The organism is Ancylobacter polymorphus (assembly GCF_030813495.1).
Lineage (GTDB): Bacteria > Pseudomonadota > Alphaproteobacteria > Rhizobiales > Xanthobacteraceae > Ancylobacter > Ancylobacter polymorphus.
The window spans coordinates 130329-146222 of sequence record NZ_JAUSUI010000009.1 but is presented as its reverse complement, the minus strand read 5'-3'; the positions used below and the strand labels follow the sequence as shown (position 1 = coordinate 146222).

17 protein-coding genes are annotated in these 15894 nt (G+C 67.2%); 10 read left to right on the top strand and 7 right to left on the bottom strand.

Features of this window, described 5'->3' with window-relative positions; translation table 11 throughout:
• The first annotated feature begins 24 nt into the window (after nt 1-24).
• The 7 genes from J2S75_RS19100 to J2S75_RS19070 all read left to right on the top strand — a co-directional run bounded on the left by J2S75_RS19100 (nt 25) and on the right by J2S75_RS19070 (nt 7401).
• Entirely contained in the window at nt 25-1200 is a 1176-nt protein-coding gene (locus tag J2S75_RS19100) for an ABC transporter ATP-binding protein (protein WP_307022256.1), read from the top strand.
• Between the two features lie 10 nt (nt 1201-1210).
• The gene (locus J2S75_RS19095; RefSeq protein WP_307022254.1) at nt 1211-2122 is read left to right on the top strand and encodes an ABC transporter permease; all 912 of its coding nucleotides are present in this window, start codon (nt 1211-1213) and stop codon (nt 2120-2122) included.
• Nucleotides 2122-2940: an ABC transporter permease gene (locus tag J2S75_RS19090; RefSeq protein ID WP_307022252.1), complete on the top strand. Its 819-nt coding sequence runs from the start codon at nt 2122-2124 to the stop codon at nt 2938-2940. The genes J2S75_RS19095 and J2S75_RS19090 overlap by 1 nt, the downstream gene beginning before the upstream one ends.
• Before the next feature lie 160 nt (nt 2941-3100).
• A complete protein-coding gene (gene mutL, locus J2S75_RS19085; RefSeq protein ID WP_307022249.1) occupies nt 3101-4960 on the top strand; it encodes a DNA mismatch repair endonuclease MutL in 1860 nt (619 codons plus the stop codon).
• A gap of 16 nt (nt 4961-4976) precedes the next feature.
• The gene (locus J2S75_RS19080; protein ID WP_307022247.1) at nt 4977-6257 is read left to right on the top strand and encodes an NAD(P)/FAD-dependent oxidoreductase; all 1281 of its coding nucleotides are present in this window, start codon (nt 4977-4979) and stop codon (nt 6255-6257) included.
• 3 nt (nt 6258-6260) lie between these two features.
• A complete protein-coding gene (locus J2S75_RS19075) occupies nt 6261-6785 on the top strand; it encodes a DedA family protein (RefSeq protein WP_307022245.1) in 525 nt (174 codons plus the stop codon).
• A gap of 94 nt (nt 6786-6879) precedes the next feature.
• Nucleotides 6880-7401 (top strand): macro domain-containing protein, encoded by a 522-nt coding sequence (locus J2S75_RS19070; protein ID WP_307022243.1) that lies wholly within the window; start codon nt 6880-6882, stop codon nt 7399-7401.
• Nucleotides 7402-7471: 70 nt separating this feature from the next.
• Here J2S75_RS19070 and J2S75_RS19065 read toward each other — a convergent pair whose 3' ends face one another.
• The 5 genes from J2S75_RS19065 to J2S75_RS19045 all read right to left on the bottom strand — a co-directional run bounded on the left by J2S75_RS19065 (nt 7472) and on the right by J2S75_RS19045 (nt 10809).
• The gene (locus J2S75_RS19065) at nt 7472-7729 is read right to left on the bottom strand and encodes a hypothetical protein (protein ID WP_307022241.1); all 258 of its coding nucleotides are present in this window, start codon (nt 7727-7729) and stop codon (nt 7472-7474) included.
• Nucleotides 7698-7991 carry a BrnT family toxin gene (locus tag J2S75_RS19060; RefSeq protein ID WP_307022239.1) on the bottom strand — a complete coding sequence of 98 codons (294 nt, stop codon included), beginning with the start codon at nt 7989-7991 and terminating at the stop codon, nt 7698-7700. Before J2S75_RS19060 ends, J2S75_RS19065 begins: the two co-directional genes overlap by 32 nt.
• Nucleotides 7992-8064: 73 nt before the next feature.
• Nucleotides 8065-9084 (bottom strand): ketol-acid reductoisomerase, encoded by a 1020-nt coding sequence (ilvC, locus tag J2S75_RS19055; protein ID WP_244378580.1) that lies wholly within the window; start codon nt 9082-9084, stop codon nt 8065-8067.
• Between the two features lie 15 nt (nt 9085-9099).
• The gene (locus J2S75_RS19050) at nt 9100-9780 is read right to left on the bottom strand and encodes a TetR/AcrR family transcriptional regulator C-terminal domain-containing protein (protein WP_307022237.1); all 681 of its coding nucleotides are present in this window, start codon (nt 9778-9780) and stop codon (nt 9100-9102) included.
• Between the two features lie 81 nt (nt 9781-9861).
• Entirely contained in the window at nt 9862-10809 is a 948-nt protein-coding gene (locus J2S75_RS19045) for a DMT family transporter (protein ID WP_307022234.1), read from the bottom strand.
• 183 nt (nt 10810-10992) lie between these two features.
• Between J2S75_RS19045 and J2S75_RS19040 the strand changes: the two genes are divergently transcribed.
• Nucleotides 10993-11553, top strand: a complete 561-nt coding sequence (locus tag J2S75_RS19040; protein WP_307022231.1) for a DUF924 family protein — start codon at nt 10993-10995, stop codon at nt 11551-11553.
• A 37-nt stretch (nt 11554-11590) separates the two neighbouring features.
• On the opposite strand, the gene ilvN is transcribed toward J2S75_RS19040, so the two are convergent.
• Both ilvN and J2S75_RS19030 read right to left on the bottom strand, forming a co-directional pair.
• Nucleotides 11591-12106 carry an acetolactate synthase small subunit gene (ilvN, locus tag J2S75_RS19035; RefSeq protein ID WP_244378588.1) on the bottom strand — a complete coding sequence of 172 codons (516 nt, stop codon included), beginning with the start codon at nt 12104-12106 and terminating at the stop codon, nt 11591-11593.
• 172 nt (nt 12107-12278) lie between these two features.
• Nucleotides 12279-14039: an acetolactate synthase 3 large subunit gene (locus tag J2S75_RS19030; protein ID WP_307022229.1), complete on the bottom strand. Its 1761-nt coding sequence runs from the start codon at nt 14037-14039 to the stop codon at nt 12279-12281.
• 351 nt (nt 14040-14390) lie between these two features.
• Between J2S75_RS19030 and dapB the strand changes: the two genes are divergently transcribed.
• Together dapB and J2S75_RS19020 are read left to right on the top strand one after the other, a co-directional pair.
• A complete protein-coding gene (gene dapB / locus J2S75_RS19025; protein ID WP_307022343.1) occupies nt 14391-15197 on the top strand; it encodes a 4-hydroxy-tetrahydrodipicolinate reductase in 807 nt (268 codons plus the stop codon).
• 18 nt (nt 15198-15215) lie between these two features.
• A complete protein-coding gene (locus J2S75_RS19020; protein WP_307022227.1) occupies nt 15216-15839 on the top strand; it encodes a 2,3-bisphosphoglycerate-dependent phosphoglycerate mutase in 624 nt (207 codons plus the stop codon).
• Nucleotides 15840-15894 lie beyond the last annotated feature (55 nt).

Here is a 15894-nt window from a genome sequence, read left to right as displayed (position 1 = left end):
GGCGGGGAAACGGGACCAGTCAGCATGAGCACCGGCGTCACCGAAAAGACGCAGAAGACCATTGGCGGCATCCGCCGGAAGTTCGCTCCCTGGAACGACCCGCAGGCCGTCCCGCTGATCAGCTACAAGAACGTCACCAAGCGCTTCGGCGAGTTCACCGCCGTCGACAACCTCTCCCTCGACATCTATGAGCGCGAATTCTTCGCCCTGCTCGGCCCGTCCGGCTGTGGCAAGACCACGCTGATGCGCATGCTCGCCGGCTTCGAGGACCCGACCGAGGGGCAGATCACCCTCGCCGGGCACGATCTCGTCGGCACGCCGCCCTACAAGCGGCAGACCAACATGATGTTCCAGTCCTACGCGCTGTTCCCGCATATGAGCGTGTGGGACAACATCGCCTTCGGCTTGCGCCAGGACCGGATGGAGAAGGGCGCCATCGCCGCCCGCGTGGAGGAGATGCTCAAGCTGGTGAAGCTTGAGAAATTCGCCAAGCGCAAGCCGCATCAGCTGTCCGGCGGCCAGCGCCAGCGCGTGGCGCTCGCCCGCTCGCTCGCCAAGCGGCCCAAGGTGCTGCTCTTGGACGAGCCGCTCGGCGCGCTCGACAAGAAGCTGCGCGAGGAGACCCAGTTCGAGCTCATGGACATCCAGATGGAGCTCGGCATGACCTTCCTGATCGTCACCCACGACCAGGAAGAGGCGATGACGGTGGCCGACCGCATCGCGGTGATGAATCACGGCAAATTGGTGCAGGTCGCCCCGCCGGCGGTGATCTATGAGCACCCCAATTCCCGCTACGTCGCCGATTTCGTCGGCGATGTGAACATTCTCGACGCCACGGTCGAGGCGGTGGAGGGCGGCATGGTCACGCTGCGGCCGAGCGTGGCGCCGGAGCGGCGCTTCCGCATCGCCCAGGACTGCGCGGTGAAGCCCGGCGACAGCGTCGCCATCGCCCTGCGGCCGGAAAAGATGCGGGTCGAGCTCGACCCGCCCGCCGACACCGGCATCAACTGCCTGCAGGGCGAAATCTGGGACATCGGCTATCTCGGCGATCTCTCGATCTTCCATGTCGAGCTGCCCGGCGGCACGCGCGTCAAAGCCGCCAAGCCGAACCTCACCCGCATGGTCGAGCGCCCCATCACCTGGGACGACAAGGTCTATGTGTACTTCTCGCCCGATGCCGGCGTGGTCCTGACGAGCTGAGGAGGCCACCATGGCAAGCAAGGCGAACGGGCGATGGCTGGTCCTCACCGTCCCCTATCTCTGGCTGCTCGCGCTGTTCCTGATCCCGTTCCTGATCGTCTTCAAGATCAGCCTGTCGCAGGACGCGATCGCGCAGCCACCCTATGTCCCGATCTTTGATCTCTCGGAGGGCTGGGCCGCGTTCAAGGACGCGCTCGGTGAACTGTCCTTCGAGAATTACGGCTATGTGCTCTCGTGGGACAATGAGTTCATCGAGGCCTATGGCTCCAGCCTCTGGATCGCCGGCATCTCCACCCTGCTGCTGCTGGTGGTCGGCTATCCCATCGCCTATGGCATGGCGCGTGCGCCGAAATCCATCCGCCCGACGCTGCTGATGCTGGTCATCCTGCCGTTCTGGACCTCGTTCCTGATCCGCGTCTATGCGTGGATCGGCATCCTCTCGCCGGAAGGGCTGCTCAACCAGCTGCTGTTCGCGCTCGGCATCGTCGACCGCGACGCGCCGCTGCAAATTCTCGCCACCGACACGGCGGTCTATATCGGCATCGTCTATTCCTACCTGCCCTTCATGATCCTGCCGCTCTATTCGGCGCTGGAGAAGATGGACGAGACGCTGCTGGAAGCCGCCGCCGATCTCGGCTGCCCGCCCCTCGCCGCCTTCTGGAAGATCACCTGGCCGCTCTCGCTGCCGGGCGTGTTCGCCGGCTGCCTGCTGTGCTTCATCCCGGCAGTGGGCGAATTCGTCATCCCCGACCTGCTCGGCGGCTCGGACACGCTGATGATCGGCAAGGTGCTGTGGACCGAATTCTCGGTGAACCGCTCCTGGACCGTCTCCTCGGCGGTGGCGGTGCTGCTGTTGATGGTGCTGGTGATCCCGATCGTCTTCTACCAGAACCTCCAGGCTCGCGAAGTGGAGCGACGCTGATGCGCAAGGGTCTCTCCTGGTTCAACGTGACCTCGATCACGCTGGGCTTCGCCTTCCTCTACATCCCGATCATCCTGCTGGTGATCTACTCCTTCAACGCCTCGCGCATGGTGACGGTGTGGGCGGGCTTTTCCACCCACTGGTATGTGCAGCTGTTCCAGAACGAGCAACTGCTCGACGCCGCCTGGGTGACGCTGCGCGTCGCCTTCCTCACCGCCACCGTCGCCACCGTGCTCGGCACGCTGGCGGCGATCGCGCTCACCCGCTACGGGCGCTTCTTCGGCCGCACCCTGTTCTCTGGCATGGTCTATGCGCCGCTGGTCATGCCGGAAGTCATCACCGGCCTGTCGCTGCTGCTGCTGTTCGTCGCCGTCGGCATCGATCGCGGCTTCTGGACCATCACCCTCGCCCACATCACCTTCACCCTGTGCTTCGTCTCGGTGGTGGTGCAGTCGCGCCTCGTCACTTTCGACCGCTCACTGGAAGAGGCGGCACAAGATCTCGGCTGCCCGCCCTTCAAGACCTTCTTCGTGGTGACGCTGCCGATCATCCTGCCGGCGGTGATCTCGGGGTGGATGCTCGCCTTCACCCTGTCGCTGGACGATCTCGTCATCGCCAGCTTCACCACCGGCCCCGGCGCCACCACCCTGCCGATGCGCATCTATTCCCAGGTGCGTCTCGGCGTGACGCCGGAAATCAACGCTGCCTGCACCATCCTCATCGGCATCGTCACGGTGGTGGTGATCTTCGCCTCGATCATGACCAAGCGGCAGGAAGTCGAGCGCGAAAAGGCCGAGCGTCTGGCGGCGGCGGGGTAAGGGAGCCCGGCAAGGCCTCTCCGCCTGTCCTGCTTCAAGGCCGGCTACCGGCCGGCCTTGAAGACCACGGACCAAAGCTCGGAGCACTGGATCGGGCGCGCGGGCCGCGCGCCTGCTATAGTCGGGCCGCCATCGCCCCCGAATCGTTCCCGGACCCATCATGCCGCTGCGCCTGCTGCCTTCCACACTGGTCGACCGCATCGCGGCCGGCGAGGTGGTGGAGCGCCCGGCGGCGGCGCTGAAGGAAATCGTCGAGAACGCACTCGACGCTGGCGCCACACGCGTGGAAATCGTCATTGATGGCGGCGGCCGGCGGCTGATGCGCGTCACCGACGATGGCGGCGGCATGAACGCGGAGGAACTGGCGCTGGCGGTGGAGCGCCATGCCACCTCCAAGCTCGACAGCGAGGATTTGCTCGCCATCCACACGCTCGGCTTTCGCGGCGAGGCGCTGCCCTCCATCGGCGCCGTGGCGCGGCTCACCATTACCAGCCGCCCGAAGGGCAGCGACAGCGCCCATGAGATCCGCGTTGAGGGCGGGGTGAAATCCCCAGTGCGCCCGGCGGCGCTCGGCTTCGGCACGCGGGTGGAAGTGCGCGATCTGTTCTTCGCCACGCCGGCGCGGCTGAAATTCCTCAAATCCGAGCGGGCGGAAACGGCGGCGGCGGTGGACACGGTCAAGCGCCTCGCTCTGGCGCGGCCTGAGGTCGGCTTCACCCTCGTCACCGATGACCGCGCGCCGATTACCTGGCCGGCCCGCGCGCGCGATGCGGCCGGACAGCGCGCGCGCATCGCCGATGTGCTGGGCGCGGAGGCCGGCGGCAACGCGCTCGATGTCGAAGGCGTGCGCGAGGGCGCACGGCTCTCCGGCCTCGCCGGCCTGCCGACCTATTCCAAGGCCAATTCGCTGTCGCAATATCTGTTCGTCAATGGCCGCCCGGTGCGCGACAAGGTGCTGATCGGCGCCATCCGCGCCGCCTATGCCGACCTTTTGCCCTCCGACCGGCACCCGGTGACGGCGCTATTCCTCGATCTCGACCCGCGCGAGGTGGATGTGAACGTCCACCCCGCCAAGACCGAGGTGCGCTTCCGCGACGCCGGCAACATCCGGGCGCTGATCGTGCGCACCCTCACCGATGCGCTGAACGCCGGTGTGCCGCGCACCGCCTCCACCGCCGCCGACCGGCTGGCACAGTTCGCGCGACGCGATTTTTCGACCGATTATCGCCCCGAGGCGCGGCCGGGCGCCTATGACTGGACCCGCTCCTGGGCGGCACCGGAGGGCCTGGCCGATCCGCGCGCGCCCGGATTGAATGAGGCGCCCGCCCGCTTCGATTTCGACGCTCCCGGCCACTCGCCGAGCGGTGGTCTCGGCCTCGCCCTCGCGCCCGGAGCCGATGCCCGCGCCAATGCCGCCCCCGCCGCGCCGGAGGCGCTGGAGCGCCCGCTCGGCGCCGCGAGGGCGCAGCTGCACGAGACCTATATCATCGCCCAGACCCGTGACGGCGTCGTGGTGATCGACCAGCACGCCGCCCATGAGCGCATCGTCTATGAAAAGCTGAAAGCCGCGATGGAACGCGACGGTCTCGCCCGGCAGATGCTGCTGGTGCCGCTGGTGGTGGAGCTCGACCCCTCCGAGGCGGCGCGCCTGACCGAGCGGGCCGAGGCGCTGGAAAAGCTCGGCCTCGTCATCGAGCCCTTCGGTCCCGGCGCGCTGCTGGTGCGGGAGGTGCCGGCCCTTTTGGGCGATGCCGACATTTCCGCGCTGGTGCGCGAACTCGCCGAGCACGCGGCGGAATGGGACGACGCGCTGCCGCTGGAACGCCGGCTGCTCCACATCGCCGCTACCATGGCCTGCCATGGCTCCGTGCGCGCCGGCCGCCGGCTGCGGGTGGAGGAGATGAACGCCCTGCTGCGCGAGATGGAGGAGACGCCGAACGCCGCGCAGTGCAATCATGGCCGGCCGACCTTCGTCACCCTGGCGCTGGCCGACATAGAGCGCCTGTTCGCGCGGCGCTGACGGCGAGAGTTTTATCATGGCCTCCACCCTCGACCACCCCAAGAGCTGGTACGCCGCCACGGCGAACCGCTTCTCCCCCCTCCCCCCGCTGCAGGGCGGCACGCGGGCGGATGTCTGCGTCATCGGTGGCGGCTATACCGGCCTCTCCGCCGCGCTGCACATGGCCGAAGCCGGGCTCGACGTGGTGCTGCTGGAGGCCGGGCGGGTCGGCTCCGGCGCGTCGGGCCGCAATGGCGGGCAGATCCATAGCGGCCACCGCCGCGACCAGGATTTTCTCGAAGCGCAGGTCGGGCTCGACGACGCCAAGGCGCTGTGGCGCATGGCGGAGGACGCCAAGGCGCTGCTGCATGCGCTCATCAAACGCCACGCCATCGACTGCGATGTCCGCCCCGGCCTCGTCGTCGCCGACCATAAGCCCGGCTACGTCGCCCACAGCCACGCCTATGCGAAGAAGCTCAACGAGGTCTATGACTACCCCGACGCCGCGCCGCTGAGCCGCGAGGAGTTGCGCGCCATTGTCGGCTCGGATGTCTATCACGGCGGCATGATCGACCATGGCGGAGGGCATCTGCACCCGCTCAACCTCGCCCTCGGCCTCGCCGACGCCGCCCGCCGCGCCGGCGCGCGGCTCTATGAGCAGTCGCGGGCGCTGCGCATCGAGGAGGGCGCCAAGGTCCGCGTCGTCACCGCCGCCGGCTCGGTGGAGGCGGACTGGGTGCTGGAATGCGGCGACGGGCTGCAGGACGGGCTCGACCGGCGCGTCGACACCCATGTCATGCCGATCTGCAATTACATCGCCGCCACCGCCCCGCTGGGCGAACGCGCGCGGGAGATCATCTCCAATGGCGCGGCGGTGGCCGACAGCCGCTTCGTGGTCAATTACTACCGCCTCTCCGGCGACGGACGCTTGCTGTTCGGCGGCGGCGAGAGCTACCGGCGCGGGCTGCGGCCGAACCCGGCCGAATTCGTGCGTCCCTATATGTTGCGCATCTTCCCGCAGCTGGCGGATGTCGCCATCGACTATGGCTGGGGCGGCGTGCTCGGCATCACCATGACCCGCCTGCCCTTTGTGCGCAAACTCTCCCCGCGCGTGCTCACCGCCGCCGGCTATTCCGGCCAGGGGGTGATGCTGGCACCCTATTTCGGCAAGCTGCTGGGCGAGGCGGTGAAAGGCCAGCTCGGCGGGCTCGATCTGCTGGGACGCCTGCCGGTGCCGGCCTTCCCCGGCGGGCCGCTGATGCGCTGGCCGCTTCTGGTGGCGGGCCTGAGCTATTACGCCCTGCGCGACCGGCTCTAGCCTGTGGTGGATTTCCACGCCTATGCCCGCGACGTGCTCGCCTTCGTGGAAGCACATGCCCATTACGCGCCTTACATCGGCTTCCTGCTCGCCTTCTGCGAATCGCTGCCGATCGTCTCGCTCTTCGTCCCCGGCACTTTCGTGCTGCTCGGCCTCTCGCCGGTCATCGCCGCCGGCGGCGTACCGTTCCTGCCGGTCTGGGCGGCGACGGTGACGGGCGCGGTGCTGGGCGACAGCGTGTCGTTCTGGATCGGCTTTCACCTCAAGGGCAGCGCCCGCCAGCGCTGGCCGCTCAACCGCTTCTCGGAGGCTCTCGCGCGCGGCGAGCACTTCTTCCTGCGCTATGGCACGCTGGGCGTGTTTTTCGGCCGCTTCTCCGGCCCGCTGCGCCCCTTTGTTCCGCTGGCGGCCGGCATGTTCGCCATGCCCATATCGCGGTTTCAGATGGTCAACCTCACCTCCGCCATGCTGTGGGCGCTGCTCATGCTCGGCCCCGGCGCCGCAGCGGTGAAGGCCTTGGGCTACTGAGGCCCCAGCCAGGGCTTCTTGCGTTTCCTCAACGACACCGGCCCCACCTTCCCCGACACAGGGCGCAACCAAAGCAGCCGAGGAAGGACACCCCATGGCCAAGATCTACGAAGTGGAAGGCGACATTCTGCTGAGCGGCGCCGCCGCGATCGCCCACGGCGTGGCGCCGAACGATCATTTCGACAGCGGCCTCGCCCTCGCCCTGCGCGAGCGCTTCCCGTCGCTGGCCAAGGATTTCCGCCATTACTGCCGGGTCGACAACCCGCAGGCCGGCGGGCTCTGGGTGTGGGGCGGCGTGGCGGAAGATGGCGCTGCGGTGCATATCGTCAACCTGCTGACGCAGGACGCGGCGGAAAACGCCATCGGCCGGCCCGGCCGGGCGTCGACCGAGAATGTGGGCCACGCGCTCAAGGCGCTCGCCCGCCTCGTCGCGGCGGAAGGCATCGCCAGCCTCGCTTTGCCGCGCCTCGCCACCGGCGTCGGCGGGCTGGAATGGGCGCAGGTGAAGCCGCTGATCGAGCGGCATCTGAGCGAGGTCGACATCCCGGTCTATGTCTATGTGGTCTATCACCAGGGCCAGAAGGCCAATGAGCCGGGGCTGAAGGCGGCAGCCTGAACAGACCCACTGGCAAAAACAAGGGCGGCCGAGAGGCCGCCCTTTGCTTTTCCGATCATTGCCAGAACGCCTATTCGGCGGCTTCCTTCGGCGGCGTGTCATCGTCCGCGGCCTTGCGCTCGGCCTCGGCCTTGGCGGCCCGCTCGCGCCGCGCTTTCGCCGGCAGGACCAGATCGAACTCCGAGAGCTCGGCTTCGGTGGGCATGACACTGTCGGCGTCGGCCTTGGCCGCCGCAATGATCTGCTCGTCCGTCAGTGCATCGACCTTTGACCAGTCGAACCCCTGCAAAAGGCGTTCAGCGTCCTTCGATGGCTTGTGCGAAGACACGTCGCTCGCTCCGATGTGCACGTCTCACAGAGATAAGCCGCCGACGGCCGCCTCTCCAGACATACACGCAGAATATCACACGCCCGGCCAGATCGGCCATGGCGACGTGCCGCGGCTCGCCGGCGACCATTCGCGGGAAGGGCAGCTCAAAGCGCGGGCGCCCATCGAAGATGAACTCGCCGAAGCGGAGCGGCAAACCGTGCCTGGCACGGTTTGCCGCGTCCTTGTCATCGTCCCACTCGAAATCGTCCGTCTCGCCCATGGCACTCTCACGACTCATGTTGGGGCGTGAAGGTGCATCAGCGGCTGAGCCGTGTCCGGGACGAATCGCGCGATCAGTTCTTCGACTTGTCGACCAGCTTGTTGGCGCCGATCCACGGCATCATGCCGCGCAGCTTCTCGCCGACCTGCTCGATCTGGTGGCTGTCGTTCATGCGACGGATGCCCTTGAAGCGCGACGCGCCGGCCTTGTATTCCTGCATCCAGTCGGAGGTGAACTTGCCGGTCTGGATGTCGGTGAGCACGCGCTTCATTTCGGCCTTGGTCTCGGCGGTGATGATGCGCGGGCCGGAGACATACTCGCCCCACTCGGCGGTGTTGGAGATCGAGTAGTTCATGTTGGCGATGCCGCCCTCATAGATGAGGTCGACGATCAGCTTCACTTCGTGCAGGCACTCGAAATAGGCCATTTCCGGGGCGTAACCGGCTTCCACCAGCGTCTCGAAGCCGGCGCGGATCAGCTCAACCAGGCCGCCGCACAGCACGACCTGCTCGCCGAACAGGTCGGTCTCGCACTCTTCCTTGAAGGTGGTCTCGATGATGCCCGAACGGCCGCCGCCGACGCCGCAGGCGTAGCTGAGGCCGAGGTCGAGCGCGTTGCCCGAGGCGTCCTGATGCACGGCCACGAGGCAGGGCACGCCGCCGCCCTTCTGATATTCGCCGCGCACGGTGTGGCCGGGGCCCTTGGGGGCGACCATCAGCACGTCCACCGTCGCCTTCGGCTCGATCAGGCCGAAATGCACGTTGAGGCCATGGGCGAAGGCGATGGCGGCGCCGTCGCGGATGTTGGGGGCGATCTCGTCGCGGTAGATGTCGGCCTGCAGTTCGTCTGGGGTCGCCATCATCATCAGGTCGGCCCATTTGGCGAGTTCGGCGACGCTCATCACCTTGAGCCCGTCGGCCTCGACCTTCTTGGCGGTCGCCGAGCCCGGCTTCAGGCCGATGGCGATCTCCTTGACGCCAGACTCCTTGAGGTTCAGCGCATGGGCGCGGCCCTGCGAGCCATAGCCGATGATGCCAACCTTCTTGCCCTTGATCAGGTTCACGTCAGCATCGCGGTCGTAATAAACGCGCATGGGTGTCTCCTTATGTCACGCGTTGATTTTTGAACGTTCCGGCAAGGGGTTGCCCGTGCCGTAGAGAGTGAGGAACTGGTCGGTGGCGCGGGCGGCGTCACTCTCGATCTCCGCCGGCGTCAGGTTCAGCGTGTCGCCGAGCAGCAGGCGGATCTGCACGTCGCGGCCCACCAGCCCGATGAAGCTGCGGAAGGCGGTCTCGGTGTCGTCGAAGACGATCAGCCCGGCCTCGCGGCCGGCATCGAGCACCGGCTTCAGCCGGGCGCCGATGGCGAAGCGGCCATTGGCCAGCATGATGGCGCCGAGGCTCGCGCCCTCGCCCGGCGTGCGCGCACCGCCGCCGCTCTGGGCGATGGCGACGCGGTTCAGCGCGATCGAGGTGGGGCTAGAGATCACCCCGAGCCAGTTGACGGCAAAGCGGATCAGGCTGTCGCGCAGGGCCAGCGCGTCGAGCCTGGTGCGGTCATAATTGCCGGCGCGGACCTTGGAGGCCTGCCAGCGCACAGTGGCGGTGAGCAGCCCCTCACGGTCGCCGAACCATTTGTACAGGCTTTCCTTCGAGCACGACGCCCGGCGCGCCACCGCATTCATCGTCAGTTCGCCGCCCTGTTCCACCATCAGCGCCAGCACGGCGTCGAGGACCGCCTGCTGGCGCTCCGTCAACGTGTCGTCCTGGATATCGAGGGGCGAGGCCATGCGGAGAGAGGTCCGTACCGTACGTTACGGTTCTCGTATCGCAGCACCCGCGGCTTCGCAAGAGGGCGGCCGGCTTTCCCCTTAGCGGGGGCGCCACAGGGCGGAGAGGCGGGCGCGCCATGTCGTTGGCGGGACGGAGGCCAGCGCGACGCCGGACGCGGCCAGCGCCATGCCCGCCCAGGCGAGCGGCGGCATGTCTTCGCCGAGCAGCGCGAACGCGATCAGCGCTGTGGTCGGCGGCACCAGGAAGAACAGCGCGGAGACCTTGGCCACCTCGCCGGCACGGATCATGGCGAGATACAGCGAAATGGCGACCAGCGAATTGCCGATCACGAGATAGGCCAGCACCGCAAGGAAAGTCGGCGACCAGTCGACATGGCCGTCCTCCATCAGCAGCGCCAGCGGCAGCGTGCAGACGAAGCCGATGGCGCACTGCACCGTGTTCGACACCAGCGGATGCTGCGGCGTGCCGAAGCGCTTCTCATAGAGCGCGCCGGCGCACATGGCGAGCAGCGCGCCGATCGCCAACAGCACCACGCCGGGAGAGGTCACTTCGATAGCCGAGCGCGAGGCGATCACCAGCCCTGCCCCGGCGAGGCCGAGCAGCAGGCCGAGCCAGCGCAGCGCCCCCACCCGCTCGCCGGTAAACACCGGCGCCACCAGCCCAACCACGATCGGCTGCAGCGAGACGATGATCGCCAGCGCGCCCGCCGAAATGCCGAAGCGGAAAGCGAAGTAGCTGAGGTTGAAATAGAGCACCTGGATAAGGAAGCCGACCACGGCGAGGTCGGCATAGGCACGGGGCTGACGCGGCAGAGGCGGGCGGAACCAGGCCAGCAGCGGCAGCAGCACCGCCAGCACCAGCCCGTAGCGCCAGGCCAGCAGGGTGAACGGGCCGGTGGAAAGGATGCCAATCTTCGCCACCGCGAAGCCGCCCGACCACAGCAGCAGAAAGATGAATGGCGCCGCCAGCAGCCACAGGGGCTTGGCTGTGCCCGCCGCCGGCACCGCGCCTGCACGCTCGCTCACCTTTCCACGCCTCCGTCGCATGGCGGCGGCGCGAGGCACCGCGACGCACCCCGCGAAGCCGCATCTTCACACGGCTTGGCCGGACAGGCCAAGCGTTCGTGTGCAGCGCAACACAGGCTTTGGGCTCGACCCCGTCCTCGCGCCGTCCTATCCGGGACCGTCGACAGAAAACGGAGCCCCGCCATGAGCCTGCCGAACACCGACATTCCGACGGCCGATGCCATCATCGCCTTCTGGCGCGAGGCGGGACCGGAACGCTGGTTCGCCAAGGACGACGCCTTCGACGCCGCCATCCGCGCCCGGTTTCTCGCCGCCTATGAGGCCGCCGCCGCCGGGGAGCTACGCGCGTGGGAGGACATGCCGGAGGGAAGCTACGCGCTGATCCTGCTGCTCGACCAGTTTCCGCGCAATCTGTTCCGCGGCGCGCAGCGCGCCTTCGCCACCGATGCACAGGCGCGCGACGTGGCGGATGCTGCCATCGCGCGCGGATTCGACCGCGCCTTCGCGCTACCGGAGCGGCGCTTCTTCTACGTGCCGTTCATGCATTCGGAGGATCTGGCGGACCAGCAGCGCTGCGTGGCGCTGTGCGAAGCCGCCGGGGATGAGGAGGGCGTGCACCACGCCGTCATTCATCACGACATCATCCGCGATTTCGGCCGCTTCCCGCACCGCAATCCGGTGCTCGGCCGGGCGATGACGGAAGAGGAACACGCCTTCCTCACCTCCGGCGGCTTCGCCGGCTAAAGGAACGGCGCGGCAGACGAGCCGCCGCGCCAGCTCCTCACATGCCTTCGGCGCCGCGGCCGATGGCGGCGACGCCGGTGCGCGAGACCTCGACGAGGCCGAGCGGCTCCAGCAGCGAGACGAACTGGTCGATCTTCTCCGGCTTGCCGGTGATCTCGAACACGAAGCTCTCCAGCGTCGTGTCGACGGTGCGGGCGCGGAACGAGTCGGCGATCAGCAGCGCCTCCTGGCGCACCTCGCCCTTGCCGCGCACCTTGATCAGCGCCAGCTCGCGCTCCACCGACTTGCCGACGACGGTGAGATCCACCACCCGGTGCACGGGCACCAGCCGGTCGAGCTGGCTCTTGATCTGCTCGATGATCGGCGGCGCGCCCGTGGTGACCACGGTGATGCGCGAGAGATGAGAGGCGTGGCTGACCTCGGAGACGGTGAGGCTGTCGATGTTGTAGCCGCGGCCGGAAAACAGGCCGACGATGCGGGCGAGAACGCCCGGCTCGTTGTCGACCAGCATGGAGAGGGTGTGGCGCTCGGCGGGTTCTTTGACGGTGGACATGGGGCACTCGGAACAGGGGGCTGCTGAAAAGCGAAAGATCCATCATTCCTCATGGCCGGGCTTGACCCGGCCACCCAGACTGCGGCTTCACCCGGACACTGGGTCCCCGTGTCGAGCCCGGGGATGAGGGACGGAAGCGAAGGCGACGAAAACCCGCCTCACACCAGCATCGTCACACCAGCATCTTGCCTTCCTCGTCGATGGCCTCGTCCAGCGCCTCGGGATGATCGGGCAGGATCATCTCGTTGTGCGGCTTGCCCGAGGGGATCATCGGCAGGCAGTTCTCCATCTTGTCGACCAGGCAGTCGAACAGAACCGGCCGGTTGACGGAGATCATCTCGTGGATCGCCCCGTCGAGATCGGCCGGGTTGGAGCAGCGAATGCCGACGCCGCCATAGGCTTCCGCCAGCTTGACGAAGTCCGGCAGCGATTCCGAATAGGAATGCGAGTAGCGCCCGCCATGCAGCAGGTCCTGCCACTGGCGCACCATGCCCATATATTCGTTGTTGAGCACGAAGATCTTGATCGGCAGATCGAACTGCAGCGCGGTGGAAAGCTCCTGCAGGCACATCTGGATCGAGGCTTCGCCGGCAATGTCGATGACGAGACTTTCGGGATGGGCCACCTGCGCGCCGATCGCGGCCGGCAGGCCGTAGCCCATGGTGCCGAGGCCGCCGGAGGTCATCCAGCGGTTGGGCTCCTCGAAGTGGAAGTGCTGCGCCGCCCACATCTGGTGCTGGCCGACCTCGGTGGTGATGTAGACATCCTTGTCCTTCACCTGGTCGTACAGCGCCTTGATCGCCTGCTGCGGCTTGATGATGCGGTCGGAGGGCTTGAAGGCCAGCGACTTGCGGGCGCGCCACTTGTCGATCTGCCCCCACCAGCCGGCGATGGCCTTGCGGTCCGGCTCGGCCTTCATCGCGCGCCACATGGTCAGCATGTCTTCCAGCACATGCTTCACGTCGCCGATGATCGGCAGGTCGACCTTGATGTTCTTGTTGATCGAGGACGGGTCGATGTCGATGTGGATCTTCTTCGAACCCGGCGAGAAGGCGTCGACACGGCCGGTGATGCGGTCGTCGAAGCGCGCGCCGATGCAGACCATGACGTCGCAATCATGCATCGCCATATTGGCTTCATAGGTGCCGTGCATGCCCAGCATGCCCAGCCACTGCTTGTCGGAGGCCGGGAAGGCGCCGAGGCCCATCAGCGTCGAGGTGACGGGATAGCCCGACAGCCGCGCGAATTCGCGCAGCAGGCGGCTCGCCTCGGGACCGGAATTGATCACGCCGCCGCCGGTGTAGAGGATCGGGCGCTTGGCCTTGGCCAGCATTTCCACCGCGGCCTTGATCTTCTCCGGGTCGCCCTTCAGCCGCGGCTGATAGGTGCGGTGCTGGATGTTCTCCGGCCCGACATACATGCCCTTGGCGAACTGCACGTCCTTCGGGATGTCGACGACAACCGGACCCGGACGCCCGTTCTGCGCGACATAGAACGCCTCATGCATGACGCGGGCGAGGTCGTTGATGTCGCGGACGAGGTAGTTGTGCTTGGTGCAGGGCCGGGTGATGCCGACCGTGTCGCACTCCTGGAAGGCGTCCGAGCCGATGAGATGGGTCGGAACCTGGCCGGTGATGCAGACGAGCGGAATGGAATCGAGCAGCGCGTCGGTGAGGCCGGTCACCGCATTGGTGGCGCCGGGGCCGGAGGTGACAAGCACCACGCCCACCTTGCCGGAGGAGCGGGCATAGCCCTCCGCCATGTGCACCGCGCCCTGCTCGTGCCGCACGAGAATGTGCTTCACCTGGTTCTGGTGGAACATCGCGTCATAGATCGGCAGCACCGCGCCGCCGGGATAGCCGAACATGTGCTCGACGCCCTGATCGATCAGGGCCTGCATCACCATTTCGGCGCCGGTCATCTCGCGCATCATGGTCTTTTTCCTTCCACGCTCGTCGTGTCTTGCGTCGTTTCGGAACGGCCCCGGGGAGAGCCAGAAAATCAAAAGGCCCCGTCAGGGGCCATTGTCGCGCGTCACCATTGGGCGGAGCAGCTGTCAGGCCAACCCCGCGGCGACGCGCCGTCCTACGATAAGGGTAATAATATTGCGCATTGCGGCGCCGCTCCTTCGTAAAGTTGCGCGACCTCTACAGCCACGTCGCGCAGGCGTCAAGCACATGGGCACGACAGCGCGAAGAATGTAGGAGAATAGCGCACTTTTCGCGGCGGATGAACGCCGCTATACCCCCGCAGTGCAACAGGAGCAGGCGATCCTATGACGCAGATGCGGCTCGTCGTCGTCGGGGCCTCGGGCCGCATGGGCCGGGTGCTGGTGCGTGCCATCAGCGAGGCGGCCGATCTCGTCCTCGTCGGCGCGGTGGACCAGCCCGGCAGTGAATATCTCGGCCGCGATGCCGGCGAACTCGCCGGCCTGCCGGCGCTCGGCCTTAACGTGTCGGACGATCCGCTGCCGCTCTTCGCCGCCGCCGACGGGGTGATCGACTTCACCATTCCGGCCGCCAGCGTCGCCTATGCCGCCTTCGCGGCACAGGCGCGCATCGTCCATGTCATCGGCACGACGGGCTTCTCAGCCGAGGAAGAGGCGAAGATCGCCGCCGCCGCCCGCCATGCCGCCATCGTGCGCTCCGGCAATATGAGCCTCGGCGTCAATCTGCTGGCGGCGCTGGTGCGGCGGGTGGCGCGCACGCTGGATGAGGATTTCGACATCGAAATCGTCGAGATGCACCATAACCGCAAGATCGACGCGCCCTCCGGCACCGCCCTGCTTCTGGGCGAGGCTGCCGCGCAGGGGCGCGGCGTCACCCTGCAGGAGGCCGGCGTCTTCACCCGCCATGGCCACACCGGCGCTCGCAAGCCGGGCGATATCGGCTTCGCCACGCTGCGCGGCGGCACGGTGGTGGGCGACCATAACGTCATTTTCGCCGGGGCGGGCGAGCGGATCGAACTCGGTCACAAGGCCGAAGATCGCGGCATCTTCGCCCGCGGCGCGCTCACCGCCGCCCGCTGGGCGCGCGGGCGCAAGCCCGGCCTCTATTCCATGACCGATGTCCTCGGCCTCACCGATTTCTGATTCCCGGAGAACGACCCGATGTCCGAACGCCTTCTCGTGCTCGTGCGCCACGGCCAGAGCGAGTGGAACCTCAAGAACCTTTTCACCGGCTGGCGCGACCCGGACCTCACCGCCCTCGGCGTTGAAGAGGCCAAGAAGGCCGGCGCGCGGCTGAAGGCGGAGGGCTACCAGTTCGACCTCGCCTTCACCTCGCAGCTGTCGCGGGCGCAGAAGACGCTGGACCTCGCGCTCAACGAACTCGGCCAGACCGGCCTGCCGATCACCCGCGACCTCGCGCTCAACGAGCGCGACTATGGCGACCTTTCCGGCCTCAACAAGGACGATGCCCGCGCCAAATGGGGCGAGGAACAGGTTCATGTGTGGCGCCGTTCCTATGACGTGCCACCACCCGGCGGCGAGAGCCTGAAGGACACGGTTGCCCGTGCCCTGCCCTATTACGTCACCGAGATTCTGCCGAAGGTGATGCAGGGCAACCGCGTTCTGGTCGCCGCCCATGGCAATTCGCTGCGGGCACTGATCATGGTGCTGGAGAAGCACTCGCCGGAGAGCATCATGAAGCGCGAACTCGCCACCGGCGCACCCGTCATCTACCGGCTGAAGCCCGACACGACGGTTGAGAGCATCACCGATCTCGCCGGCTGATCCTTCCGCCCGCTCCATGCGGCCGGCGCGCCTTGAGGCCGCGCCGGCCTTGCCC